General features: G+C 41.5%; 22 protein-coding genes and 1 pseudogene. 18 read left to right on the plus strand and 5 right to left on the minus strand.

Translation table 11 applies throughout. From position 1 onward, the window contains the following. Nucleotides 1-263: pseudogene (locus H6H03_RS35380) on the plus strand (hypothetical protein); the annotation flags it as partial. A gap of 217 nt (nucleotides 264-480) precedes the next feature. On the opposite strand, the gene H6H03_RS41640 reads toward H6H03_RS35380, so the two are convergent. The 3 genes from H6H03_RS41640 to H6H03_RS35390 all read right to left on the minus strand — a co-directional run bounded on the left by H6H03_RS41640 (nucleotide 481) and on the right by H6H03_RS35390 (nucleotide 4,158). Then, nucleotides 481-606 carry a hypothetical protein gene (locus tag H6H03_RS41640; RefSeq protein WP_277926226.1) on the minus strand — a complete coding sequence of 42 codons (126 nt, stop codon included), beginning with the start codon at nucleotides 604-606 and terminating at the stop codon, nucleotides 481-483. 189 nt (nucleotides 607-795) lie between these two features. After that, on the minus strand, nucleotides 796-3,150 hold the full coding sequence (locus tag H6H03_RS35385) for an arylsulfatase (protein ID WP_190959684.1): 2,355 nt from the start codon (nucleotides 3,148-3,150) through the stop codon (nucleotides 796-798). A 120-nt stretch (nucleotides 3,151-3,270) separates the two neighbouring features. Next, on the minus strand, nucleotides 3,271-4,158 hold the full coding sequence (locus H6H03_RS35390) for a bile acid:sodium symporter family protein (RefSeq protein WP_242058141.1): 888 nt from the start codon (nucleotides 4,156-4,158) through the stop codon (nucleotides 3,271-3,273). Nucleotides 4,159-4,339: 181 nt separating this feature from the next. Between H6H03_RS35390 and H6H03_RS35395 the strand changes: the two genes are divergently transcribed. From H6H03_RS35395 to H6H03_RS35420, 6 genes are all read left to right on the plus strand, one after another. Further along, nucleotides 4,340-5,872, plus strand: a complete 1,533-nt coding sequence (locus H6H03_RS35395; RefSeq protein WP_190959685.1) for an alpha-amylase family glycosyl hydrolase — start codon at nucleotides 4,340-4,342, stop codon at nucleotides 5,870-5,872. A gap of 415 nt (nucleotides 5,873-6,287) precedes the next feature. Then, the gene (locus H6H03_RS35400; RefSeq protein WP_190959686.1) at nucleotides 6,288-6,578 is read left to right on the plus strand and encodes a hypothetical protein; all 291 of its coding nucleotides are present in this window, start codon (nucleotides 6,288-6,290) and stop codon (nucleotides 6,576-6,578) included. 184 nt (nucleotides 6,579-6,762) lie between these two features. Further along, nucleotides 6,763-7,200 (plus strand): hypothetical protein, encoded by a 438-nt coding sequence (locus H6H03_RS35405; protein ID WP_190959687.1) that lies wholly within the window; start codon nucleotides 6,763-6,765, stop codon nucleotides 7,198-7,200. Nucleotides 7,201-7,302: 102 nt separating this feature from the next. Beyond that, on the plus strand, nucleotides 7,303-9,852 hold the full coding sequence (locus tag H6H03_RS35410) for a tetratricopeptide repeat protein (RefSeq protein ID WP_313932009.1): 2,550 nt from the start codon (nucleotides 7,303-7,305) through the stop codon (nucleotides 9,850-9,852). A gap of 272 nt (nucleotides 9,853-10,124) precedes the next feature. Further along, nucleotides 10,125-11,159, plus strand: coding sequence for a tyrosine-type recombinase/integrase (locus tag H6H03_RS35415; RefSeq protein WP_190959688.1), 1,035 nt, complete (start codon nucleotides 10,125-10,127; stop codon nucleotides 11,157-11,159). Nucleotides 11,160-11,162: 3 nt separating this feature from the next. After that, nucleotides 11,163-11,627 carry a hypothetical protein gene (locus tag H6H03_RS35420; RefSeq protein WP_190959689.1) on the plus strand — a complete coding sequence of 155 codons (465 nt, stop codon included), beginning with the start codon at nucleotides 11,163-11,165 and terminating at the stop codon, nucleotides 11,625-11,627. 137 nt (nucleotides 11,628-11,764) lie between these two features. Here the strand turns inward: H6H03_RS35420 and H6H03_RS35425 are convergent, their stop codons facing one another. Beyond that, nucleotides 11,765-12,025, minus strand: coding sequence for a four helix bundle protein (locus H6H03_RS35425; RefSeq protein WP_313932010.1), 261 nt, complete (start codon nucleotides 12,023-12,025; stop codon nucleotides 11,765-11,767). Nucleotides 12,026-12,120: 95 nt separating this feature from the next. On the opposite strand from H6H03_RS35425, the gene H6H03_RS35430 reads away from it, so the two are divergent. Both H6H03_RS35430 and H6H03_RS35435 read left to right on the plus strand, forming a co-directional pair. Continuing rightward, complete coding sequence (locus H6H03_RS35430) at nucleotides 12,121-12,780, plus strand: hypothetical protein (RefSeq protein ID WP_190959690.1); 660 nt, start codon at nucleotides 12,121-12,123, stop codon at nucleotides 12,778-12,780. Between the two features lie 720 nt (nucleotides 12,781-13,500). Then, complete coding sequence (locus H6H03_RS35435) at nucleotides 13,501-13,986, plus strand: hypothetical protein (protein WP_190959691.1); 486 nt, start codon at nucleotides 13,501-13,503, stop codon at nucleotides 13,984-13,986. A gap of 635 nt (nucleotides 13,987-14,621) precedes the next feature. On the opposite strand, the gene H6H03_RS35440 is transcribed toward H6H03_RS35435, so the two are convergent. Further along, on the minus strand, nucleotides 14,622-15,287 hold the full coding sequence (locus H6H03_RS35440; protein WP_190959692.1) for a hypothetical protein: 666 nt from the start codon (nucleotides 15,285-15,287) through the stop codon (nucleotides 14,622-14,624). A 462-nt stretch (nucleotides 15,288-15,749) separates the two neighbouring features. Here H6H03_RS35440 and H6H03_RS35445 point away from each other — a divergent pair, with 462 nt between their 5' ends. The 9 genes from H6H03_RS35445 to H6H03_RS35485 all read left to right on the plus strand — a co-directional run bounded on the left by H6H03_RS35445 (nucleotide 15,750) and on the right by H6H03_RS35485 (nucleotide 26,348). Next, complete coding sequence (locus H6H03_RS35445) at nucleotides 15,750-16,331, plus strand: hypothetical protein (protein WP_190959693.1); 582 nt, start codon at nucleotides 15,750-15,752, stop codon at nucleotides 16,329-16,331. A 202-nt stretch (nucleotides 16,332-16,533) separates the two neighbouring features. After that, nucleotides 16,534-16,878: a hypothetical protein gene (locus H6H03_RS35450; protein ID WP_190959701.1), complete on the plus strand. Its 345-nt coding sequence runs from the start codon at nucleotides 16,534-16,536 to the stop codon at nucleotides 16,876-16,878. Nucleotides 16,879-16,921: 43 nt separating this feature from the next. Further along, the gene (locus H6H03_RS35455; RefSeq protein WP_190959694.1) at nucleotides 16,922-19,741 is read left to right on the plus strand and encodes a hypothetical protein; all 2,820 of its coding nucleotides are present in this window, start codon (nucleotides 16,922-16,924) and stop codon (nucleotides 19,739-19,741) included. Beyond that, nucleotides 19,742-20,461: a hypothetical protein gene (locus H6H03_RS35460; RefSeq protein WP_190959695.1), complete on the plus strand. Its 720-nt coding sequence runs from the start codon at nucleotides 19,742-19,744 to the stop codon at nucleotides 20,459-20,461. 346 nt (nucleotides 20,462-20,807) lie between these two features. Further along, on the plus strand, nucleotides 20,808-21,917 hold the full coding sequence (locus H6H03_RS35465) for a hypothetical protein (protein ID WP_242058142.1): 1,110 nt from the start codon (nucleotides 20,808-20,810) through the stop codon (nucleotides 21,915-21,917). 144 nt (nucleotides 21,918-22,061) lie between these two features. Continuing rightward, a complete protein-coding gene (locus H6H03_RS35470; protein ID WP_242058143.1) occupies nucleotides 22,062-22,745 on the plus strand; it encodes a hypothetical protein in 684 nt (227 codons plus the stop codon). Continuing rightward, nucleotides 22,742-24,274 (plus strand): TrbI/VirB10 family protein, encoded by a 1,533-nt coding sequence (locus H6H03_RS35475; RefSeq protein ID WP_190959697.1) that lies wholly within the window; start codon nucleotides 22,742-22,744, stop codon nucleotides 24,272-24,274. The genes H6H03_RS35470 and H6H03_RS35475 overlap by 4 nt, the downstream gene beginning before the upstream one ends. Next, nucleotides 24,271-25,017, plus strand: a complete 747-nt coding sequence (locus H6H03_RS35480) for a hypothetical protein (protein WP_190959698.1) — start codon at nucleotides 24,271-24,273, stop codon at nucleotides 25,015-25,017. The genes H6H03_RS35475 and H6H03_RS35480 overlap by 4 nt, the downstream gene beginning before the upstream one ends. Before the next feature lie 341 nt (nucleotides 25,018-25,358). Continuing rightward, nucleotides 25,359-26,348 carry a hypothetical protein gene (locus tag H6H03_RS35485; protein ID WP_242065757.1) on the plus strand — a complete coding sequence of 330 codons (990 nt, stop codon included), beginning with the start codon at nucleotides 25,359-25,361 and terminating at the stop codon, nucleotides 26,346-26,348. The last annotated feature ends 156 nt before the right edge of the window (nucleotides 26,349-26,504 follow it).

Consider the following 26,504-nt stretch of genomic DNA (forward strand, 5'->3'; position numbering starts at 1 on the left):
TACAAATGCAAAATAGTATCAACGCATCAAGGTCACGCAGCAAATCAAGCAGCTACCCCTACCAAACGAGTGCACCAGTCAAGCTTGAACCCCGTAATGCAGAACAATTAGCCTCGCGTTTTGGCACTACTGCATCGACTGTCGAACAAAAACGTGCAACTTTGAGCCAAAAGGACTTTGAACGCTGGACACAAGACCGCGATTTGGGTAATCGTTCGTGGCGGTTTAACGAGAACGATGGGCTTTATCATCCAGTTTATTAAAGAAGTCGCAAAACAAGTCGCAGGTCGCAAGTCGCAGGTCGCAAGTCGGAAGTCGTTCGTCTGAAGTACAGTTTTGTAATGGGTGCTACACCGACCACAAAACTGACTTATTTATTGAACCGGGGGACTTAAACCCACGGAATGTTGTTAATAGCCAACAGGGCGAGTGTTCCATTAAATCAACCTTCAGCTCGCGCTGCCTTCTGCCCTGGAGCCTTTAAAGCTTCGCGAGATAAAGCTCTTGAATACCAATGTGATTACTTGCTTGCTGATATGCCACTCGATATTTTGGCACAGAGCGCCCAGCATAAGCGATCGTCTTTTGCCGACCAATGGTCGGCATTTTGTTTCAAGCAAAAAACCCCAATTACTTTTTTTTATCCAAAGTCGAATTGCTAAAGTTGGTAAGAAAATTCTGCACTTCGTTTCTTACTTTAGTCACCACAAGCAAGTCATATCCAAGGTTTTGAGAGCCAATGCGGCGTATCTCTATTGCACAGTATTGGCTGTAAAAGAATGTTTCATCTTGTTGCTACTGTCGTGCCATTATGAGACGCATTTCGGCTTCACGGTCTTGAATCAAATCTCCACTAACATCCACTATCACGCTATGAATCTTGCCCGTAAACTTGAAGGGTGGTTCATAATCGGGTGTTACAGGCGCACCAGGGGCTATCCCACAGGTAACACCACTGGCCAGACCTAGTGCTAAGGGAGTAGTTACAGGGACATTCGCTTGCCCAACTAATTTCCCATCGATATAAAGTAGGGCGTGACCAGGAGATCCTTTCCCCTTGGCTAAATCTGGCTGACCCGTCACTTCAAACTCAAAACGTAACTGATGCCGACCCTGGGAGATTAATGAAAAAGACTCGATATGGTAGAGCGATCGCCCTACATAATTATGAACCCAGTGCAGTTTAGCATCTTTGACATAAAAGGAGTAGCCACTATCATTACCGCCGTGAGCAAGTAATACTCCTTGTGCGCCACCTCTGGGGATTTCTACATCTGCTGTAATACTGTGGGAACGATTGAGCAACTTGACAGCACAATTGGCTGGTATTGCCTGAGTATCAGGATAGTAAGTATAGTGGCTACGATTGATAGCAATCTGAGGACGTTCTTGTGCAAATCGTTGTACACCCCTTCCATCCACAGGTAACACATTATATTTACCCGCCTCTACATACCAAGTGGCAATCATCTCAATCAACTTGGGGCGGTTGTCTGTAGCAATGTTGTGATTTTCGGCAAAATCCTGAGCAACGTGATACAGTTCCCAATGATGAGTATCTAACTGTGTCAAAGTTTCAGCCGAGATAGGCGCACCAAAAAACTGATCTGCTTCTGTAAATGAAGGTCCAGGCCAAGGACAAACCGCCCGCCAACCATCATGGTAAAGCGAACGATGTCCCATCATCTCAAAATATTGCGTCAGGTGTTTAGTGGGTGCATCAGTATCATTAAAAGTATGGGCAAAGCTGACACCTTCAATAGGGGATTGAGTGACACCCCTAATGGTTGTTGGTGGTTCGATTTCTAGTAGGTCAAGTACCGTTGGTACTAGGTCAATGGCGTGGGCATACTGAGTACGGATTTCACCTTTTGCCTTGATACCTTGAGTCCAATGGACTATCAAGGGGTCGCTAATTCCACCCCGATAAGTTTCCCGTTTCCAGCGACGAAAAGGCGTATTACCTGCCCAAGTCCAGCCCCAAGCATAATGGTTGAAAGTTTCTGGACTACCCAGTTTATCCAATGCTTTGAGGTTTTCTTCTAAAGACTCTGGCACATTGTTAAAAAATAGATTTTCATTAACTGAACCAGTCGGCCCACCTTCAGAACTTGCCCCATTGTCTGAGATGACCATAATTAGAGTATTATCGAACTCGCCAATAGTTTTGAGGAAATCGAGTAAGCGACCGATGTGATAGTCAGTATGGGTGAGAAATCCAGCAAAGACTTCCATCATGCGGGCATAAAGCCGTTTTTCTGCTGTTGAGAGAGAATCCCAGTATGGAACATCGGGGTCATGGCGCGATAGTTCTGTGTTAGCGGGGACAATGCCCATTTGCTGCTGACGAGCAAAAACCTTTTCCCTGTAAGCTTCCCAACCATCATCAAATTGTCCAGCGTAGGCATCAGCCCATTCTTTCGGCACATGATGAGGGGCGTGCATCGCCCCAGGACAGAAATACATGAAAAAGGGTTTGTTGGGGGCAACCTGCTTGGCATCAGCAATAAAGCTAATTGCCTTGTCTACTAAGTCTGCGGTCAAATGATAGCCTTGTGCGGGGGTCTTTTCTGGTTGAACGGTGTGGTTATCATAAACCAAATCTGGATAATACTGGTGAGTTTCTCCGCCGAGAAAACCATAAAAACGTTCAAAACCACGACCGAGAGGCCAACGGTCATAGGGGCCAGCCGCAGATATTTGGTCTGCGGGGGTTAAATGCCATTTGCCGATTGCATAAGTGTTATAGCCTTTGTGTAGTAATATCTCTGAGAGGAATCCATTCTCAAAGGGAATATTCCCATTGCTACCTGGATAACCAGTAGACCCTTCTGTAATACAGGCCATAGCGTTGGAATGGTGATTGCGCCCAGTGAGAAGACAAGAGCGGGTGGGTGAACACAACGCCGTCGTGTGTAAATTGTTATAGCGCAAGCCATTGGCAGCTAGTACGTCTAGATTGGGTGTGTTGATGGGACTGCCGTAGCATCCAAATTGCCCAAAGCCTGTATCATCAAAGACGATAAATAGTACGTTTGGTAAGCCTTCTTTGGCTCGCAAAGGTTCTGGCCAAGCCGGACTGGAGTCATCAACTGTCCGTCCTATCACACCAGGGAAAGTGTTTCCGGGTTTATATTCACGCAGAGACATAGAATTAAACTCCTGAGATATTAAACTCCTGAAATATGTAGTCTTCTCTACGTTCGCGAAGCGTGTCGTAGACAGAGGCTACGCCAACACTACACCCCACCGCAAGAGCCTATTGTTGATTCATGATGGGTTTTCAGCTAATCTGCGCTGATTCCAGATGGAGTAAGGAACACCGATACAGGTTCCCAAAATTAAGTAAGCCACTAGCGTTGGTATCACCTGCTGCTCTACATGATTCAAAATAGCAATAAACAAAGCTAAACCAAAATTGCGAGCAACACAGAAAATCGCCAAGGTAGAGCGGGTATCATGATCGAGTCTGCCTAAAGCGTGTCCAATTCCTAAAGAGGCAATTACCATAATTGCGATCGCTTCGAGTGGTAATACCCAAAGCTTGTACAACAATGGTAGTCCGAAGATACACGCCAAAATAACCAGCCCGAAAAAGAGACTATCAGCTATCAAAGTTAAGGGTTGGGCTATTCTTTGAGCAAATGTAGGAGCGAACTTGTTGATGAAAAGACCGAGACTCACAGGCAATATTTGCACCATCATCACTTGTCGGGCAACATCTAAAATTGCCACTTTTTGCGAAATATCCGCAAATAAGATGCCAAAAATCGCCAAGGTAGAGGGAGTCACAAAAACCGCAAGTATTGCTAGGGTAAGCTGAAGACTTGCTGCATAAACTAAGCTGCCTCCAGCAATTTGCGCTCGCTTTGTGCTTAGAGGCGCACCTGGAGCAGCTGCCAATAAAGCTAATCCTATCGTCACTTCCGGCGGTAAGTGAAAAAATTTCATCAGCACAATCACCTCTAGAGGAACAAGCAGCGACACGGCTAGAAGCGCACGCAATACTAAGGCAGGTTTTCGCCAGAAGGAGAGGATATTCTCAACAGAGAGTTTGCTCCCTAGTGCTAACATCAGAAAAAAAATAGTGACTGTAACAAGCATCAGAATTAGAGGATTGTGCATAGCTGTTAAATGGTTGATGCTGGGTTTGGTCAAAAATAATTAGTAGTCACTATTGAATTTGTTTTTTAGCTGACTCATTAACTCGCGTCTGTTTCAATAGTTTATTTAGTAAAGATTTCAGTTTAAATCCCTCTACGGGTTAATGAAAACTGGAAATAGTTTGCCGATCATTAAAAGGGCATTTTCTAATCTTTATCTCAACGCGTAAGTCCTCATGGCTAAAGTTGAAGAATTGATACCTCAACAAGTCTCCCAAATAGACTTGAAACCAAGAGGAAGGGTGCAGCTAAGTCCTGTAAGTTGGCGAGACCAGTTTTTGTATTATCTATTACCTGATAGATTTAGTGATGCTCATGAAAATGAAAGGGAACTTTTTGACCGTACTAATCCCTTAAGGTATAAAGTTAAGGATAAAGCTACCTGGATGGCAGCAGGCAGGAAGTCTGCGGGTGGTACTCTTAGGGGTATTAGGAGTAAGTTAGACTATTTGCAGCGATTGGGAGTAACAGCACTGTGGATTGGGCCAGTTTATGATTACAGTAGTCAAAATCTTTTAGATATTGACCCCCGCTTTGGTAATCGTCGGGATTTAAGAGATTTAATTGATGCGGCTCACGATCGCAATATCTATGTCATCCTAGACGTAATTTACAATCACCATATTCACGCGATCGCAGATCTCATAAAAGTATATGAATATTGGATAGCTATTTCTGATTGCGATGGGTTTCGCGTTGATGTAGATAAACACATTTCTCCACAAGATTCGCATATATTTTCGACCGCAATTCATGAATACGCCCAATCTATAGGCAAAGATAATTTTCTCATCATTGGAGACATAACTTGTGGCGGCATAGCAGATGCCTACGTTGACTTTTTTGGTCGTAACCTCAACGCCGTAGTCGATAACGCAAATATACCTAAGCAGTTAACCGCAGTAGTCAAAGGGTTAGTAAACCCAAACGAATTTTTTGGTGAGTATGACGAAAATCATTTTGCTGGACAATACCGCCAACTTGGGCAATATCATGTCTCTGTTTTAGATAACTACGATATATCATCTCATAACTGGAAGCAGCGTTTTGCTGCCTACAGTAATGTACCTCATCTGTACGAACAAGTAGCCCACGTTGTCGGCGTGCAATTAACTACACCGGGAATTCCTTCCATATATTATGGAACGGAACAGGCTTTTGATGGCAATGAAGGTGAGCATGACTACAGTATAGAAAATGGACGAGTTGCTGAAGATAGATACATCAAAGAAGCCATGTTTGGCAGTGATTTTGGTGCATTTCAAACAGCAGGCTGTCATTTTTTTGATATTGACCATCCTACCTATCTGCGGATTGCTGCGATCGCTCGTATACGCAATGGTCGAGATAAAATTGGTAAAGCATTGCGTCGAGGACATCACTACCTACGCAAAACATCTTTTTGCAACTACCCCTTCTCAATTCCTCCCCAAGGTGAGTTGGTTGCTTGGTCGCAAGTTTTATTTAATACAGAAGTTCTGATGGCACTGAACACCCACGCCTTAGAAGAACGAGGTGCAGAGGTAACAGTTGATGCACATTTGCATCCCACTAACTCAACCATGACTTTTCTATACAAAAGCAATTGGAAAGATACAGATTTACGTACACCACCACGTGACCAAACTGTCACTGTACAACATCATCAAGATGGTCGCGCAAGTGTCCGGCTTGATTTGCCTCCCTCTGGAATGGCAATTTTAGCATAGGTGTAACCAGACCCAAAAGTTGTCAGGGTCTTTGAGGCATCAAGATTCGCGCATAAAGTCAAATCGATTGTGAGGCAAGGATTTAAGCCAAATAGTCAATTCGCAGGCTATATGAAATTTTCTGCTTTGATTTAACAAAGCCCGAATGCTTTTGAAAACGTACTTAAGAAGTGCGATCGCTGCCCTTGATTACTGATACTAAAGTATAAATATATACCAAAATATCTGAGAGTTATTTTCAGTACATAATTATCGTAGTTTATATCGGATAAAAGATAAGGGTATCTTATTTTGTGTTGTAGTCTTGTATTACGTTGTATTTGATACCATAATGTGAGCAATTTGCTCGCTTTATGCTTTCAAACTGGGTTGCTCGAATTATGCGCCCTAAAGCGATCGCCAGTGACCCCAAAGAGTGAGCGAACGTCTGTTGCTTGATCTGAGCGACCGCGTTGCCACAGCTTTACGTACTGCCGCACAATCACTTTGTCGTTCTGGGTCTGCTTTGGGTGGCTTTTATCGCCGTCTAGCTGCTCGCTTAGGCGTACCTAAAGCCATTACTGCAACCGCTCATAAATTAGCCCGTATTTTCTATCGTCTTTGGACAACAGGTAATGTCTATACTGACCCTGGTCTTGATGCCTATGAGCAACAGTACCGAGAACGCACGCTCACCTCAAGAAAAAGGCTCAAGCTTTTGGCTTAGAACTCATCCCTATTTCTGACTCAAGGCAATGTGTTTCTTGAAAGTTAAAGGGTTTCTCTGAATGTGTTCACTTGTGCGATCGCAATATATTACCGGATAGTCGCACCACTATGTCCATAGGTGGATATTGGCACAAAAGTCTTGTGTTAATAAGGAAATCAGGTACACATCAACCCAGCAGTATATGGAACCCTTAACAACTGCGGCGATCGCTGCTGGCTCTATAATTGCCAGCAAAGCTTTAGAAAAAACGGGTGAAAAGATAGGCGAAACTGTATGGTACAAGATTAATCAGTTCGTTGCCACGCTGGAAAAACAATCTCCCCATACTGTAACTGCTATTGACAAAGCTCCAGAACAACCACTTGATTATGGCACAGCTGTACTAGAGATAGAATTTGCGGCTAAAGCTAATGCTGAAGTGGCTCAAGCTGAACAAGAATTGGTAACAGCAGCAAAAGCAGAATCAAATCCCCATTTTATTCAATATATACAGCAGCTAGCCGACATCCTAAAATCGCAGCCGCAACAGGCAAGCACTACTAATTATCAGAAGTTAGCAGATGAAATCAAGACTGTCATTCAGGGCAGCACATTTAAGGCTCCTGTCACGTTTAACTGACTACAGCCGCCTGAACGGGAACGGGCAAAGTTAAATCCCACAAAATATATACCCTATCGCGGTTCTATTCATTTCGTCGGGCGAGAAGCAGAACTGACACTAGTGCATCAAGAGTTGCAGCAAAAAGATCGTGTCGCCATAGTAGGAATGGGAGGTGTGGGCAAAACTGAATTAGCAACCCAATACGCAAGACGATATGAAAATGAGTATGGGGGAATAACATGGTTTAACTCTAGGGCAAATCTCAGTGGAGAAATATTGGCATTTTTCAGTTCAGAGTTTGGTTTTGAGATTCCCCAAAAACAAGGAGAAAGACTGTTAAACCTTAAAGAACAAGTTGCTTGGTGTTGGTCTAAATATCCTGAATCTTCCTTACCCATCTTAATTGTCTTTGACGACGTAACTGACCTAACCAACCTGAGCGAAGTTGTTCCAAAATATCATCGCTTTGAAGTTCTCGTGACTACTCGACTACGGCATTTAGATCGTAATTTGATTCAAGAGATTCCTTTAGATGTTCTCTCAGTAGAAAAAGAACCAGGACAAGCATTGGAATTATTAAAAAGACTGTTGGGTAAGCAAGATAAGCGAGTTGAAAACCAACTAGAAGCCGCAACCGCAATCTGTGAATGTCTGGAATATTTGCCCTTGGGAATAGAGTTAGTCGGAGGTTATTTAGTCAGAGATCCGGAACTAAGTTTAAATAAGATGTTCGGGCAGCTGCAAGAGCAAAAATTAGCAGAGAAAGCCCTACAAACGCGAGAAACCCTCAACTCAACTCAACTGGGAGTCAAAGCCGCCTTTGCTTTAACTTGGGAAGAACTCGACTCAGTAACACAACAACTAGGAAAATTTTTGAGTTTATTTTCTCCCCAGCAGATTCTGTGGAATTTGGTGATTTGGGTGGCGATAGGTGCAGGAAAATTAGACAATCAGGAAAAAGCAAGACAGCTAAGGTGGTCAGAAAATGAATTAAACGAAGCTAAACAGCAACTTTATGAGCGCAATTTGCTGCAACAAGTAGAAGACAGCGAAGGATTTTATAAAATTCATGCCTTAGTGAGTTGGTTTTTACAAGAACAGTTAGCAGAGTCTGGCGAGATCAAAGCAGTTTTAGAAACAACCTTCGCCACTGCCATGATAGCCCGTGCCCGAAAAATTCCTGATCCAGCTACTTGTGAGGATATCGAATTATTCAAGGCTGTTATTCCCCATCTCGAAGAACTGGGAAAACGTTTAATTGCAGAGATAAAGGCAGCAAAAGAAGAACAGATAATTTCCCCAGCATCAGTTCCTAATGATCGAGTAATTTCGATATTTGTGGGAGTGGCAAGATTTTATGAGGGACAAGGATTATACAAAATAGCCGAACCTTGGTATGAGAAATGCGTTAATGTTTGCCAAGCTTTATTTGCCGATGACCATCCTGATGTAGCAACTAGTTTGAACAATTTAGCTCGACTTTATGATACACAAGGGCGGTACAGTGAAGCCGAACCCCTGCACAAGGAAGCTTTAGCGATCAGAAAGCGCCTGTATGCCACCGTTCATCCTGATGTAGCACAAAGCTTGAATTATTTAGCTCGACTCTACGAGAACCAAGAGCGGTACAGTGAAGCCGAACCCCTCTACAAGGAAGCCTTGGCGATGAGAAAGAGCCTGTATGCCACCGACCATCCTGATGTAGCACAAAGCTTGAACAATTTAGCTTTACTTTATGATAGCCTTGGGCATTATAGTGAAGCCGAACCCCTCTGCAAAGAAGCCTTGGCAATGAGAAAACGCTTGTATGCCGACGGACATCCTGATGTGGCTATTAGCTTGAACAATTTAGCGCTACTCTACTTTCACCAAGGGCATTATAGTGAAGCCGAACCCCTTTACAGGGAAGCCTTAGCAATGTACAAGCGCTTGTTTCCTGGCGATCATTCTGATGTGGCAACTAGCTTGAACAATTTAGCTCGACTCTATGATAGCGTTGGGCATTATAGTGAAGCCGAACCCCTGCACAAGAAAGCCTTGGCGATGAGAAAACGCCTGTATGCCACCGATCATCCTCATGTGGCTATTAGCTTGAATAATTTAGCGCTACTCTACGATAGCCTTGGGCGGTACAGTGAAGCTGAATCTCTCTATAAGGAAGCCTTGGCGATGAGAAAGCGCTTGTTTGCTACCGACTGTCTTAATGTGGCAACTAGCTTGAACAATTTAGCTCGACTCTACGATAGCCTTGGGCGGTACAGTGAAGCTGAACCTCTCCACAAGGAAGCCTTGGCAATGAGAAAGCGCTTGTTTGTCGGCGATCATCCTCATGTGGCAACTAGCTTGAACAATTTAGCGCTACTCTACTTTCACCAAGGGCATTATAGTGAAGCCGAACCTCTCCACAAGGAAGCCTTAGCGATGAGAAAGCGCCTGTTTCCTGGCGATCATCCTGCTGTGGCAGATAGCTTGAATAATTTAGCACTACTCCACTTTCACCAAGGGCATTATAGTGAAGCCGAACCTCTCCACAAGGAAGCCTTAGAGATGTACGAACGGATTTTAGGGGTTAATCATCCCAATACAGTAACAGTTCGAGAAAATTTAGCAAACCTGCAACAGCAGTTGACTTCCCCTAGTATTTGGAAGCAGTTAGTCAGACTTTTTTGACCACAGTGAAATAGGGGTTGCTCAAAAAGCCACACTATTAAAACATCAGTGGTAGGTCAGCAGAGGAGCGGAGGAGCAGAGGGGAAAGACTTACTGCAAGTTTCTCCTTTGCTCCCTTGCACAAGTGCCCACCTCCACATAGCAATTATGGGTTGGTGAACTACTAGTGACGAGGCAGACAACTTTTAACTTCTGGTTTGGGCAAATTCTACCTGAAGTCACATACAATTTGGGGTGTTACTTCCACTGTGCTTCCAGGCGAACGCCGCGATATGGTAAATAACTCCCAGTTTGACAACCTACCACAGATCAAACTTATTCCCTTAAATGATGAAGCTGTATCTATGGTGCAGCGAACAGGGAGGGATAGAGCAGCAAAAATAGCTGCGCCTACTGATATTCGCCTTATAAAGGTGCTGGAGTTTTTACGCAGCAATAACCTAGCGCCTAATAGTCGTAAGCTCTATGAACGAGAACTAAAGCGGTTCTTAGGATGGACGCAACTGCACTATCACGAGCTACGCCCGCGTCACTTAGGATTGTACAAAGAATATCTCAGGGATGAAGTAAAAACTGATGCAGAAAAACCGCTTTCAAAAAGTAGCATCAATGCCGGAGTTGCTGCACTAAAAAGCTTTTTCAAATGGATGTGCTACACGTATCCAGATATAATTACTACCAATCCAACGCTGGGGATAAAACTAGAAAAAGTACCATTGCCACCAGCCCAAAGCCTAACACCAGAACAGATGGAAAGGGTGTGGGCAGCTTTAGAGCAACTGGGAGAAACAAAGCAACGGGATACCGCACTGGTACACATTCTCAGCCACGGGTTGAGGGCAGGGGAAATTGTCGAGTTAAATGTCGGGTCATTTGATGGCAAGCTACTATTTTTGCCAGATACCAAAACGAATGAACCGCGCTTAGTGCCACTAAAGAAAGAAAGTCGTGAAGTGTTGCAAGAATATTTGCGATCGCGTATTGAATCAGGGGAAGAATTGAATAGCCTCACGCCGTTAATGATTTCACATCATGCTTCATATAAGGGCGAACGCTTGAGTTACCACGGCATTTACTTTGCTGTGGAGAAGATAGGTGAGCTTGCAGGTATTGAAGACTTACATCCCCACTCCTTTCGGCACACCTACGCCACAGACTTATTGCTGTTGGGCATTGACCCCAGCCATGCACGGAAGTTAACTGGACATCAAAGTGATAAAGCGTTTCGGCGGTATACACTCCGCAGCGAACAAGAAGCGGCGATCGCTGCTTACTACCGTGCGATTGGCGAGGAAGAGTCGGAGTAACCCATGCCCAAGCCACTCGATCCGAAGTGCCAACTGTGTGCTAAGTTGCCAACATCTAAGGCTAAGGTACTGCATGGGACAGAAGGTGATGGTTGTTGGAATCCGAAGGTTTGTCACAATCGCCGATCGTTCTACCGCAACCGAACATTAGATAATTCTGGGCAGATTGAAGCGATCGCTGTTGAGCCACCAGCCAACTATTTTGCTGTATTGTACTTATATAAAGAACCGGGGGATAAACCATTGCACGCTTTAGGTGCAGAATTATGGCTGGGGCAAAAGCCGATTTGTCGTTTAGAGCCAATTCACTGCTTTGGGCTAACGGCAGGGAAGATACGTACCTACACAGATAAGGTGTTACAGGCGTTTGCCAAAGAATATAATGTTTCGCTGTATCAGTATAAAGATATGTTTGAGGTTAGTCCAACGCATTGCCCAGTGCGACCTTGCCCAAAGCAGCCTGAATAACAATTCAAAATTCAAAATTCAAAATTCAAAATTATTTGGATTGATTTTGTTTGGTTTTTACCACTATAGCTGCAATAACTTTGATAATTTCTTCATTTCCTTTAATAAGAGATAATAATTTATTTTCTTCAACAATATTAGTAGCAACTAGGATTTTCAACCAATATTTTGTTTATGCTAGCTTCTTTCAAAGCAATTTGCAATTTACTTAAAAAGTCAGCTTTACTTTGTGCTGATTGCGATTCTTCAACATTAGCGCCGATAGACGTTCCAGACCTAATTAACTGTTTGTATAGAACTTTCCCTACTCCAGGTTTTTCATCTAGAGTCTTGCATAAATTAACAATTCTGACTGCAAAATTAAATGTTCTATCTGTAATATGTTGATGCTGATTCATTATTATAATAATTATATATGTACTGAATTATTTTACCTTTATAATACAAAATTACTAATTGTTTTGAATTTTGAATTTTGAATTTTGAATTTGAAATGAAAATCTGGGATATTTTGGATGAGATATCAGAAGCGCCAACGACATCAACACTTGATGCAGTGTGGGAATGCTTAGATACTGAGCTAACAAATTTACCTGTAGAAGCACAGTTAACAACAGCCGCCACAGCTTTCTACCAAATCGCAGATATTCTCAAAACCCGCGCCCAGTTATTGTTGGAGGATATACGCGCCGACAGCGATACAGACGGGCCAGTAATCAGCACCGACATCTTTGCCGGTTTGGTGCGGACAACCATGCACCTAGAATTGGATGACCTAATCGAAGAACCGCCAGCGCAGAGCTTTAGACCGCATGGGCCGCATCAGTTTTCCAATACTGCCCAAAATAATGATTCAGTGGCAGCGCCTGTTGACAAGGCGAACGTTCTAGCAATGCTAGAAGAAGTGACGACTTTAGAAGATGTTCGCAACTTAGCAAGCGATGAAGATGTGCAAAAATGGACTGCTGCGATCGCACAGTATCTTGCACAAGTAAAAGATGAAATTGCCCTAACTAAACTGCAACAGAAGTTGAAAATGCCGATGGTGGAGGTGTGGCTGGGATTATTGCTTGGTGGCTTTAAATTAGAACAACGTGGGGATTTTTACAATAGCCAAAATATTTGGGTAATAGAAAGTTCTCCTGGATGTTGAATCAATACGGTTCGGTTAAAGAGGAAAGGGGAAAGGTTTCAAATACATCCTTTACCCCTTACCCGAATAGCACGCTCGTTAAGTTGGAAAGTAGGCAGGGTAAGGATGCTCCAGGGGAATTTCTAAATATCAGTTCGTATACTTTAAACTTCTTGTTTCTCCCCTGCTCCTGGAGCACAAGAGCTGCCTCAAAGATTTTCCCTTTTCAAGCGTGCCATTCACCCCTTACCCCTTAACATGAACCCAGACCACAAGGGAAGTTCATACTGCTTATCCGAACCGTATTGGGGTAACGTCTGTTGTCATAGAGACTCCAGTTGAGTCAGTGGCAAACCACCAAACTGACAATTATCAACAGAAATCCCTGGTGGCTGATGCTGTTGAAGTTGTGTCAGGGTGGATGATGGGGAGGGAATTGGTGCGTTCGTGGTTTATTAATTGCTTAACTGTCTTATCTGTCCTTGTATTTTTCTAATAATGCTGAGAATATATTTTAGTAATTACCAAGCTTACTTGATTGATGTAAAAAACTTTCTGTAAGTCTGTGTAATTTAAAATACATATTTGATACAAAGTGGCAAAGTAAAAAGTCGATCGCAGATTTCTCACTAGTAAGTTTCAAAAGTGCGATCGCTAAGATTATTACTTTCAGCAGAGGAAAATCATCAACCTTTGTTAAATGGATTTGGACAAGTAAAGTTATTCAGCAGGAGTTTTACCATGAAGAGTTTGCATCTCATTAAAAAAGTAGTTGCTTTCGTTTTTATAGTGTTTAGCTTGAGTTTGATGTTTCAGAATTATAGCTTTGCACAGGCATATTCTTTGCAAACACAAGATTCTGTTTATCTATTAAGTGCAACTAGTACATTAGCTCCTCCATCAAGCTCAACAACCCCTCAATTAGAGAAAATTGAATGGCAAATCACATCTGTTCCCATACGTCCACTTTTACCTGGAAAAGAATGGGAAGCTGAGACTATAGAAAATGGTAATCAGTTATTAATTAAACATGGTGGCGAAGAAGCTTTAACGCTATTAAGCTCAGCAAATTCTCAATTAGAAAAAATTGAATGGGAGATTACATCTGTTCCCATACGTCCACTTTTACCTGGAAAAGAATGGGAAGCTGAGACTATAGAAAATGGTAATAAGTTAGTCATCAAACATGGAAACGAGGAAGCTTTAACGCTTGTCAGAAAACAATAGCTTCGCGGTTACAAATTAAAATGCATATAGCCCCAATACGGTTCGGTTAAAGGGGAAAGGTTTCAAATACATCCTTTACCCTTTACCCCTTACCCCTTAATATGAACCCACACCACAAGGGAAGTTCATACTGCTTATCCGAAGCGTATTGCATATTGACTTTGTTGAGGGGTTTGTCCAAGAAATCCAAGAACCGCCTGATGTGGTGCCGATATGATTGAACAGATGAATGAGGTTTTCCATCTAACCATAGACTAATCAACTTCGCCTCTGCCTGCACTGTCGGCAGAGAAGCGCTCGCTTTGCTAACAAAGCGAGCGCACTTTTGTGAATATTTACCTGAGTCAATTTTGTTTAAAATTAGTAGTTTTGAATACTACTATTGAATGGCTTAGTTGACTTTATATCATAAGCAAAACTAATAAATTAACTAGTATAAGAGCAAATTTTGCACCAGAATATGATTACGCTGTTATTGCAGAGAATTTTTTCAAATGCTATTTGCTATATAATGACAGCATCGTATTGATATATATGCCTGCTCTGTCTCGCGCTAGAGGCGGGCTTTTACTATTTCTGTGTAAAACCTGACCCACAAATTAAGTAGGTCGGCGTGAAAAACGCACACAAATCAATTAAAAACTTTTCTGCCATTGCTCAATAGTTGGACAAGTTGGCCCTGTGGGTATTAGTCCGTTAGATGACACGCCAAAAGTTTTGAGTGATGTCAACTCTAAATCAGCATCTTTTGTTACTGCGTTTAATATCTCTTTTTTCTCTTGTTTTGTAATTAACTCGTTTTTAGCATCTTTTGGTAAATTTGCATTTTTAGAAAGCGTAAATTCAGCGACCCGATAGAAATTTTCCTCTCCAGGCTGACCTAAAGTGACACAACCCCTTGATTTGACAAACAATCCTACGATCTTAAGGCTTGGTGAAAAATCGGGCTTACTCACAAATTTCACCTCTTTAACCGGCCCCCAGACATAAGCAGGTTGAAAAAAACCCTTAGCTGGTTGGTTTCTGGTTTCGTTGCAGCCTTTATTGATCTGTTCATTCATCGTCACGCTAAGTTTTCCGTCGCCACAGACTTTCCAACTTACCCTGTGTAGGTCGGGTGTGCTTTCTACATATTCCTGCAACTGCTTATCTTTTGGGCTTTGCTCATCACTTGTCGCCACATAAACATACGGCGAATCTTTCTGCGCTTGGCTTACCTTGTCGTCATCAGACTGACAAGCTCCTAAGCATAGTCCTACACCTATTGAAACAAGTGCTCTAAATATTTTTCTTTTACTCATAAAACTCCAACAAATGATGCGTGAAAATTAATTCCCAATTTCCTTGCTTGGCCGAATATCTACTTCTAACAAATGCTTAACTACGAGCGAGCTGCAAGTATTATACATATTTGTTATATATATGCAATCAAGTTTTAACAGTTTTTAGTTACGATCTCTGTTAAAACTAATTTCGATATTTCCGTTCATAAAACTAGCCAATAGTCAATCCCCTCTATTTGAGACTTACTGAATAATTTGCACAAATATTTATACTAATAGAGGATTAAGGATATGAGTATATCAAGCACAAAGAGCGATAATACAACAAAAAATTTCCGCTTACATAGATTATTAATGTTATTAATAATGTAGTAGTACTAGAGTTCTGTTTTTTTCAGTACCAGAGTACGTCGATTTTGGGGTTGACTTATTCAAGAATGTGCGTATCCCTCAAATCGGTGATCAGGAGAACGAAAGCAGATGCGTACTGACTACGGATACCCAGATTTTGCTGTTGCAGCAACACTTTTACCTGGCTCTAAGAATGACAGGGCGAAAAAAGGCACACTTACACTCATGGGTGTGACTGGTGTGTTAATGATAGCAGAGATGTCCGTCCACAATATATTGATGGGTGGATTTATGATTGCGTCCGCCATCGTCATAGCCTTGCCGAAACAGTCACAAGCATTATTTACTAACTTCGATAAACTGCAACGAAAATATGGAGTTAATCTCTATGCAGTGTTGTTTGCGCTGTTAGCAGTAATTTGTCTAATTGATTTTGTGGCGGCTCCAGCTAATGCTCAGTTTTTCAATAATGCTCAAACTTGGATGACTGGTGCTTTTGGTAATGCCAACAATGGAGAAACATCAGCAGTTATCGAACTTTTCTTTAATGTATTGAGAGGTTTATTCCTATTATATGTTGGTATCAGTCTAGTTCGGATTATTCAATCTGCCCGCAATGATGAAGACTGGCAGACACTAGCAAGAACTCCATTAATCATAGTTATGGCGGTTTTTGTTGGAGATTTAATTACTGGTTTGATTGTTCAGTAAAAAAGCTTTTTGGGTTATCAGTTGTTGAGAAATACGCATTTGAACTAATAGCTGATAACTCTTTATTAAAGAAGTCGGAAGTCGGAGTTCGGAGGTCGTTCGTCTGAAGTACAGTTTTGTAATGGGTGCTACACCGACCACAAAACTGACCGTTTATAGAACCGGGGGACTTAAACCCACCGAATTTGTTAAATCAATAAATATGCCAGAGAAACATACTTTTCGGACAGTAAATCGGATTTTAGGAGAAAGACCAAGACTAGGGCCATTCCCTGCCGACCAAATATTTCCCTGGACATTAATAGCAGTAGTCAATGTATTTATCTTTAATTATCTACTGAAAACAAGTTGGTTGGGTACAGGATTAAGTATTGCTTGGGGGTGGGGTTCCTGGTGGACAATTTCTACAAATAAAGACTTTTTCGGTAAGTTCGTTAGCGTCCCTCGGATTAGTAGGGGATATATGAAATTTCAATCAATACAACAGAAGTCGAAAGTCGTAAGTCGGAGGTCGGAAGTCGGAGGTCGGAAGTCAGAAGAAAAATAAGTTCTAAGTTTTGAGTTCTCATTAAAATTCAGTTATTGATATTATGCCAAATTATTCTAATCAGGCTAAAGATAAATTAGGTAAAGTCGCATTAGAAAACGAGCAGATTAGTGTTGTCAAAATGCTCACTCCCTTTGAAGATATTATCCATTTAGCGGGCATTTGTGACCTCAAATTAGGAAGTAGGCAGGGTGTAGGCGCATTAATTCTCAAAAAAGGTGAAAATATTCAAATCAAATTCTGCTTTGATTGTTTAGGGATTCATCCCAACTTGCCATCAGAGCAGATGCTGTCTATTTTTGAGGGCATAGAAGCCGGACTAAAAGAAATTCCCGAAGGCGAAAGCCTCACAATACACTTAGGGTCTTTTACCTCGGATTATTATAGGCAAAAGGAACTATCTTCTTTAGAGTCAACTTGCTCTATTGAGCAGTTAAAGCTATTGATTCGCAGTGAAAGATTGCGAGTTAAAGAATTAACGCAAAGTGGCACAAGGAAAAATAAGTTTCTCAGGCTCTGGTGTACGTACACTGTTATTTCTGACGATGAACGTTCTCATGATTTTATCGAATCGATTATCAGAAAATTAGAAAAAGGTTGGTTCTCTTTTACTGGAGAAATTCATGTCCATAACAATACCAGAATTGAAAATATTCTCCAAAATTCTTTTAGCAATGGTTTTTTGCAATGGTCAGCCATACTAAGTAATAAAATGAAACTTGGGATTAGGGTGCTGAGCGCCCAAGAAATATGGGAAATAATTTGGCAGCAATTCAATCTGTCATCACCACCAGCAATTCCTAATCCTCTAAAGATAGATTCCGCCAATGGACTAGTAGAAACTCAAACTAGTGATTTTCATATCCGCCACCAGATGTTAGAAAATGAGTTATCTGTGCCATTTTTTGATAGGAAATGGGTAAAAATCCAAGATAAATATATTGGGGCGCTCAACTTCAGCCAAAAACCAGGGGGCTGGTATGACGAACAAGCACAGTTAAGATATCTATGGTCATTAATTTCTAGAGACAGTATTTTTGATACAGAAATTATTTGTCAGCTAACAAAGGCAAATCAAACTATCTCTAAAACAAATCTTCAACGCATTACCAAACAATCAGTTACTAACACTTCTTTATCTACAGATAAAGGAAATATTGATGTCAAGTCGGGGATGAATATTGAAGAAGCGGTAGAGGCGCAGAAGACGATATATAAAGGTAATGTTGTTGTTCATACTGGTGTTGTTTTTCTCGTACATCGTAAATCCACAAGGGAATTAGATGAAGCTTGCCGTTACTTGGCTAGTTATTTCTTGCGTCCAGCCGTTGTTGACCGTGAAACAGAATATGCCTGGAAGATATGGTTGCAGTGCTGTCCTATGGTGTGGGAACCATTACTTACTAAACCATTCAATCGCCGACTGCCATATTTTAGTTCGGAAGCACCAGGGTTGATGCCATTGATTAGGACTGCCACAGGCGATTGCACTGGCTTTGAGTTAGTTGCAGAAGAAGGCGGCACACCAGTACATTTAGACTTGTACCAAAACCACAAGAATTTGGCAGTCTTCGGCGCAACTCGTTCAGGTAAATCTGTACTGGTGGCAGGTATTCTTACCCCAGCCCTGGCACAAGAGATTCCGGTAGTGGCACTAGACTATCCCAAACCCGATGGTACTTCTACATTTACCGACTACACAAATCTGCTGGGTCTTGATGGGGCATACTTCGATATTTCCTCTGAATCGAACAATCTGTTTGAACTGCCTGATTTACGTTCTCTAGATGCACAACTGAGAAATGAGCGATTGAACGACTTCAAGGAATTTCTCTCCTCTGTGCTGATGACAATGGTGATTGGAACTAGCATTATTGGCGTTAGCCCTTCAATGGTTACAAACATTGAGTCAATTATTGCGTTAACATTAAAAACTTTTTTTAATGATGACGAAATTAAATTGCGGTACAAGTTAGCAATACTTCAGGGGTTTGGAACTAAAGAATGGGAGGAAACTCCGACACTCAAAGACTTTTATAATTTTTGTTCTCCAGCTTTCATACAATTAGATTCTATAGCTAGTAATAGTCAAGAAATTTCCGAAGCCTTACAGCAAATAAGACTGAGAATAAATTATTGGTTGAGTACTAGGGTAGGACAATCAATCTCACGTCCATCCAGCTTTAGAACTAATGCCAAATTGTTAGTATTCGCTTTACGTAATTTATCAAGTGAAGCTGATGCAGCCATACTCGCCCTTAGTGCTTATGCGGCGGCTTTACGTCGCGCACTCTCATCCAAAGCTTCAATTTTCTTCCTGGATGAAGCACCAATTTTATTCCAATTTGATGCAATCGCTCAATTGATAGGGCGATTGTGTGCCAATGGTGCTAAGTCTGGTATCCGCGTCATCATCTCTGCCCAAGAACCAGAGACTATATATCAGAGCAAAGCTGCACAGAAGATATTTGCCAATATCACCACACGTTTAGTAGGCAGGATTCAATCATCAGCCGTTGACCCGTTTATTGTTCGCTTTAAATATCCTACTGAAATCATCTCTGTCAACAGTACCGAAGCTTTTTATCCAAAAAAGTCGGGGATTTATTCTAATTGGCTATTAGATGATAATGGCAAACTCACATTCTGTAGATACTATCCTGCTTACTGTTTATTAGCATCTGTTGCTAATAATCCCGACGAGCAGGAATTACGTAGTTTATTTCTCAAAGAATATCACAATAATCCTCTACTTGGTTTAGTTAAGTTTTCCGAGGATTACATCAGGATGATTCGGCAAGAAGAATTGTCAGACTTGGCTAAACATTTGATTTCCCACTCAAAAATTAAGCAGGTTGCTTAAATGAAACCAATGATGAAAAAATTGACAATTGGTGCAATAACTTTTGCCCTGTTCGGCAGTTTCTTTAGTGCTGCACCTAGTTATGGCATCAATATTAACGATTTTTTTAGTTCCACCGTCTTGGATCTTCAAACTGAAATTTCAGAAATTGAAGCATGGGTTAAGGAAGAAATTAACAACGGTTGGGCTGGCACTAAAGAAAATGCTACTGCTGCAATTGACAATTCTATCGGACAATTGGGAGCGCCCGACCCAATTGCATCAAGCGAACAATTATTTGATTCGCTCAAGGACGATTATTCTTATGCTGTTGCTCAACAGAACGCACAAGAACTAGAGCGTCAACTAACCCTTGCTTCTGTTGCTAGTGTTGTTAGCAAAGACGGACAACAACAAACTCAAGCCAAGATTGACACTACTGCACAGATTGCTAAACTTGCAAAAGATATTTCTGATGAGGCTCAAAATATGGATGCCTCTCAAAATGTTCTCAAAGCGATCGCTGCTCAGAATGGCTTAATTGTCTCCATGCTGGCACAGGAACGCACAGATTCTTTGATGGCTAGACTTGATACTTCATACTCCAATCTGATGCTGACACAAGTGGCAGATCGTCTTGACTCACAACGGAATAAGGAGAAGGGAGAAGAAGATGGCAGATTATCTCTACTACATGAAGTTGTACTTAATGCACGACTAGATCCTACTTTTAAGGAATAGAGTTATTAGTGCGTGGATATAAAAAGTCAAACCAAGTCGCAAGTGACAAGTCGCAATGGGCTACGCCCCGCTGCGCTAACGCAAGTAATACTCCATACCGAAAGTGGGCGCTTGAGATCAAGACCGGAGGTGGAGTGGCCTCAGCTTTGTGCTTTGTGTATTGTACCGCGTGTCTCCACATAATTGTTTCTATTTTTCCCTAACTAAAGTTAGGGGCAATAGACCGATTTTTCTTAACACTTGCAACTTGCGACTTGCGACTTGCGACTTGTTTTTGGTCATCCACGCACCATACTTATTGGAATTTTGTATTTTCAACGCCCTAGCATTCAGGAGAATTTTGCACATGTCCCATCTGTACTATTTATTAGGACAAACAACTGGCGGTCAATTGGCTCAAGAAGCAAACAATAGTGCCATCGCTGTTGCCGAAGGGTTTAACCAATTGTGGGAACGAACCATAAGCGGTGAAGTTTATACAAGAATGTGTACTGTTGGCGCTTTATTCGCTGTGGCTACGTTAACTTTTTTCATAATAGAATGGACAAAAAAGATGATGGCTCTTGAGGAGCAACGGGCTTATACCGATTTTATTTGGCCTTTAATAGTTGTCCTTCTACTAAGTAATAACGGGAATCTTTTGGGACAATCAACTTTAGGTATTAGGAACTATATTAACAATGTAAATACATTACTTCTTGGGACTACTGCTGCTGGTCTAAACCTTAGAGAGGCATACGAACAAGCATTAGGGACGGAAGCTGCACGCTCGGCTGTTGGTATGACTATTAACAGGTGTCAAAATTCGTCATTGAGTCAGCAAGAACAGATAGAATGTCTCAACAAAGCAAAAGAAGATTTCCAACAGAAGTATCCAGAGAAATTTGGTCAAAACGGATTGTTTTCTTGGTTCACCGATGCGATTGATGGTGCTGTTGATGCTTTCAATGATGTCAAAGACGGGAAAGCAAATGGACTGGACTTAATATTCTCTCCGATTAATGCTTTTGTAGGGTCTGCCATAACAGACATTATTACTATAATTTTAGTTGGGATGAACGGAGCTTACCAGTGGGGAATTGAATTAACCATGCTAGTGACAGCACTCCTTGGGCCAGTGGCGGTTGGTGGTTCTTTATTGCCCTACGGAGCTAAGTCTATTTACACTTGGTTAGTGGGATATTTCAGTGTAGGTTTTGGAAAACTCTGCTTCAATATCATTGTCGGATTTGCTGGACAATTAGTCGCTGATTCTAAAACTTATCAACCGATGTTCTTCCTGTTTACTATTGGTTTAATTGCCCCGTTTTTGAGTGCAGGTTTAGCGGCTGGTGGCGGAATCGCTGTTCTTATTCAAATTAATAAAGCTGCTGAAACTTATAGTTCAATCGCCATTGAAGTCACTAAGGGTTTGGTAACTAAAGGCGGTAGTTTAGTTGGAAAAATGGCAAAGTGATGTTGCCCATATATCCTTACACTTTTAGTTAAGTTCATGCTGAATCACCAAAAATCTTCCCACAAAAAAGAGCCATTACAATTACTTAGATCCAATAAATATGTGACAACTAGAGTAGGAATAATCTCTTTAGTTGGGTTTTCAATGGCGGTATTTTCCCTTTTATTACAATTCCTCAATTATGGTGCCATTAGCATACTAAATCAAAAGCAATTAGCGCTGGTACAATTATCATCAGGAGATACCATTACAGCCAGAGTAGTAGACCCCCGCCAACGGTCTGATGAAGTCATCAAAAAGTTTGTTTCCGATACTTTTATTAAAATGTTTAACTGGGATGGTTTAGTCAGAACTTTTGATGAAAAAGGCGAACCTATTACTAAACAAGATACTGGGGTAGAAGTAGGCAGACTTGATAATAAATCGAATAGCCGAGTTACTGCTAAAGCTTATGATGCTGCCTTTGCTTTGAGTGAAAATGGAGGATTTAGAGCCGCATTTCTGAAAAAATTAGCCTCAATTACTCCCACGAGCATGTTCAATGGTGATACGCAAGTATCTTTAATCCCTAGATTTATTTCACAGCCACGGCAACTCAGAGATGGGAAATGGGAAATAGATTTTATTGGTACGCTTGTAACTTTTGAACGTAGCGATAATTCGGGCAAAGGGATTACTTTTAATAAAACCATTACACTTTCATCAATTTCTAATCCAGAGTATATCCCAGCTAATACTAGCGAATTAGCTAAGAAAATCTATGCCACCCGGAGAGCCGGATTAGAAATTACCGAAATTGTTGATTTAGATTTGGGCAAAAGAAAATGAGTGAAGAGAATAATAAAAAGGGGTCTGTATCGACTTTAGAGGATTTGCTTCATATCGATGATGCTAGTAGTAAAACTAATGGTAATAAAGCAGCAGAACCAGAAAGTTTATTAGTACCGACTAAACACACATTAGTTACTTCTCCTTGGTCAAGACTGGCAATAATTACTGTCCCTTTTGGAGTTGGATTTTTAGCTATATTCTTGATGCTCAATGGTGTTTTCAATCCCGCACCAGCGCCAAAGATTGCTCTGAAAACGCAAATACCCACTACTGAACAAACCCAACAAACTAATGATGGCGATGGCGATGCCCGTGCAAAACTGGCTCTGTCTGACCAAGCTTCGGAACTGAATAAAATAAATATTGACAAAAAAGAACAACCAGCACAAGTAAAAGTCTCTCAAACTCATCCTGTCGTGCCATCTACATCCCCACGCCCTGTTCAACAACAACTACGTTCTCTACCTCGGACTGTACCTCGGACTGCACCACAACCAATTAAAACCTATATCCCTCCATCACGTAATTTCTCCCCCAGACCTAGAGTTACTACCCGAACAGTTACTCCCTTAGATCCCCTTGAGCAATTGAATAAACTCCGTAGTATTGGTTCTTATGGCAAAATCGCTTATGCCGAAACTAACATCAACGACCAATCTTCATTAGATCCGGATCTTGCTCAAGCAGTTCAAAATCAACCGAATGAACAAACACATACAAATAATCTTGACCAAACCACGCCGCAAAACTCAAGCAACTCGATTGAAAAGATCCGCTCCAGGTGGCAAGCGACTTCTAAAGTTAACAAGATTACTTTAGCTAACAATTATTTACCTCAAGAAAGCCAAATCCTCCAAGGTAAACAAACTCGTTATTTGACAGTTGGCTCATTTGCTACTGGTGTGATTGTTACCCCATTAGTTCAAACCACAGTTAATAATTCAGGACAGACACAAACACCAACCTCTAATAACACTAAGTCTATTGCTCTCCTGCAAGAGGATTTACGCGATAACTATGGTCAAGTGGCAATCCCTTCGGGTACTTTATTGGCAGTCGAGTTAGCTTCAGTTGATGGCGGGAGTATAGCGATCGCTTTTGTTCGGGGCATCATCAAAGATAATACAGAATATCCTATAGGAGCGGGTGCGATTTCCGTGACTGGGGAAGGTGGTAGACCCCTAATAGCTCGGAGATTTCAAGACAGGGGTGGCGAGATTGCACGTAGTGACTTGTTCGGCGGTGCTGTGTCTGCATTAGGAAAGGTTGGGGAGATTATGAACCAACCGGATAGTGAAGAAGAAGTTGAGGATGAATTTACAGGTAGTATTCGTAGGCGTAGTAGTGGCAATCGTCGAAATGTTACTGGTGCGTTACTCGAAGGGTTTTTCGGTCAAGTTAGCGAAAACATCAGCCAACGTAATCAACGAACTACGCAAGAAATTTTCTCTCGCCCCAATGCTTGGTACATCGGGGCGGGTACTAAAGTCACCATTACAGTCAATCGCACTCTGGAGTTACCATGAAAAAATTGTTGATTGGTATACCGTTGGCTCTAGCTGTTGCTTGTGCGCCAATAACAACAATTGCCGCCCCAGTCGTTCGCACCATCAAACAAACTCAAGCTAGTGGTCAAGGTGCAACTTTACAAACTATTAACGTCTGGAATGGTCACGGGGTAGCGATTTCTTTCTATGAAATTGGCGAAATAATCAAGAAGGTATGGCTTGATGACCCATCGCAAATTTTACTTGACACAGATGGTTGCTTAGAAGGGCTTGACCAGAATTGTCCCAATCCTGGCGCTGGGCTGATTCATCTGCGACGGATCAACAGAGTCAATATTCCAGGGCTACCGCAAACATCCACCACATTGCTCACAGTCATTACACAATCATCAACTGGTGAACGCAAGGCTTACAGTTTTCGACTAGCAACAAGTAATGGCACTCCTAAATATAGCCAGGTAGTGATCAACAATGATGTGGCACGAGAACAAACAACCCTGAAACCTCAATTGCAATCATTAGTTAAAACACAACAAACAATTAACAAAATCAGAAGTGGGATTGCTGTCGCGATAAAAAGTGGATGGATGAATCAGCAAGACGAGCTGCATCAACGGCTGCAAAAGTTAATTGGTTATTTACAAAAAGGTGATGATATTCCTACTGCTACAAAGGCGGCTTCTGTCTCTCAAGACTTAGTTAATAAATTAATTACTTTGAGTAATAGTTCTGATAATTCAACACAAGTTAATAGTTTATGAAATCATCTTTTCGCCTCAACGATAATGCATTACGTTACTTAATCTTTTTTAGCTTAATAGGTAGTTTATTCATCCATAGTTTCATAAAATATGGGCTATTGAACTCTTTTGTAGGCTTTTTGCTGCCCAAGGCTTCTGCACAAGTACCCAATACGGTTCGGTTAAAGGGGAAAGGGGAAAGGGGAAAGGTTTTAAATACATCCTTTACCCATTACCCTTCAACCTTTTCCCAGACCACAAGGAAAGTTCATAATGCTTATCCGAACCGTATTGCACAAATACCTATTGTAAATTCACCCAATGGGTTTACTCCTGATTGGTCGCGTTTCAAATTCAGCGACATGATTATTTCTATTAGTGGCAGTGTTACCTACCCAGGCACAAGAGGTAGAGAAACTAGAACTTGGACGGCAGGACAAAGCATTAGCGAGTTTATGGAACTAGGGGATTTTGAAACACCTCAATTAGCAATAGAAAATTTAAATCTCTCAACCATAGCTTCAGTACAAGGAATCAATTTAAGTGGGTTAACATTAGATGATTTTCAATTAACTCAATGGCAGACATTATCTGATTTAGTCAAAGCCGTTCCCGACTTAGGGAATAGAAGCGTTACGAGCGTTAGACCCATCCGTGATTTTGCCGAGCAATTTGGAATTAGCTCTGGCACAATCGCTGATATCAGTCGTGATTCTAGTTTGAGTAATATTCCACTCTCTCAAGGTATTAACTTAAATAATTACGCTCTGACATCAATTCCTAATCTTCAAAACGCATCAATCAACCAATTTAACAATTGGCAGGACTCCCTCATTATTGGAGTTCCCGGATTGTCCACTTTGACTTGGGATAATTTACCGGGACTAAGAACACTTGATTTATCATTTGTGGCTTCATTGGATTTGCCACTACGAGATATTGAAGCTAACCGCATTCGCTCTATCTCTGGGAGTTATCAAGACGGATTTAATGTACCTTGTCTGCAAAATAATTGCGCTCATGCTGAGATGTCAGGCATTGGCAAAACTACTGGTACACAATGGATGTCCGGTAAATTTCAAAAGGTTAATGGTGGGTTTGGCATCCTGAAAGCTCTCAATGGTGGTAAAGAGCCTACTGGTCGAAACCCTTTTGGCTCCAGTTTTAAACAAGTTGTCTGGAATATTTATGAAGGCAGTGGAGAGGTGGAGACTACTATGTTCTTCCGTATTTGTAAAACCATTCCCTTGATTGGTCGCACTTGTAGTCCCTACTTCATTGGGCCTGTACCTTTTATTGTCTACCAAGAGAAAGACCCTATCGTTCTTGGTCAACCTAATTCTCTGCCTTAAAATGAGCAAATCTTTCAAAATAAATAGCGCTAATCCTCAAGGATTTCGATTTGAGCAATTACAAAATCCTTCAGACGCAATTGGCAAGTACACTCACTCTCTTTTCACCCCCAATGGACTAACAGTTTTGTCCTTACTTGGTGCTTATATTTTGAT

Origin of the sequence: Nostoc paludosum FACHB-159, assembly GCF_014698835.1 — a bacterium.
In the GTDB taxonomy this organism is placed as follows: Bacteria; Cyanobacteriota; Cyanobacteriia; order Cyanobacteriales; family Nostocaceae; genus Nostoc; species Nostoc paludosum.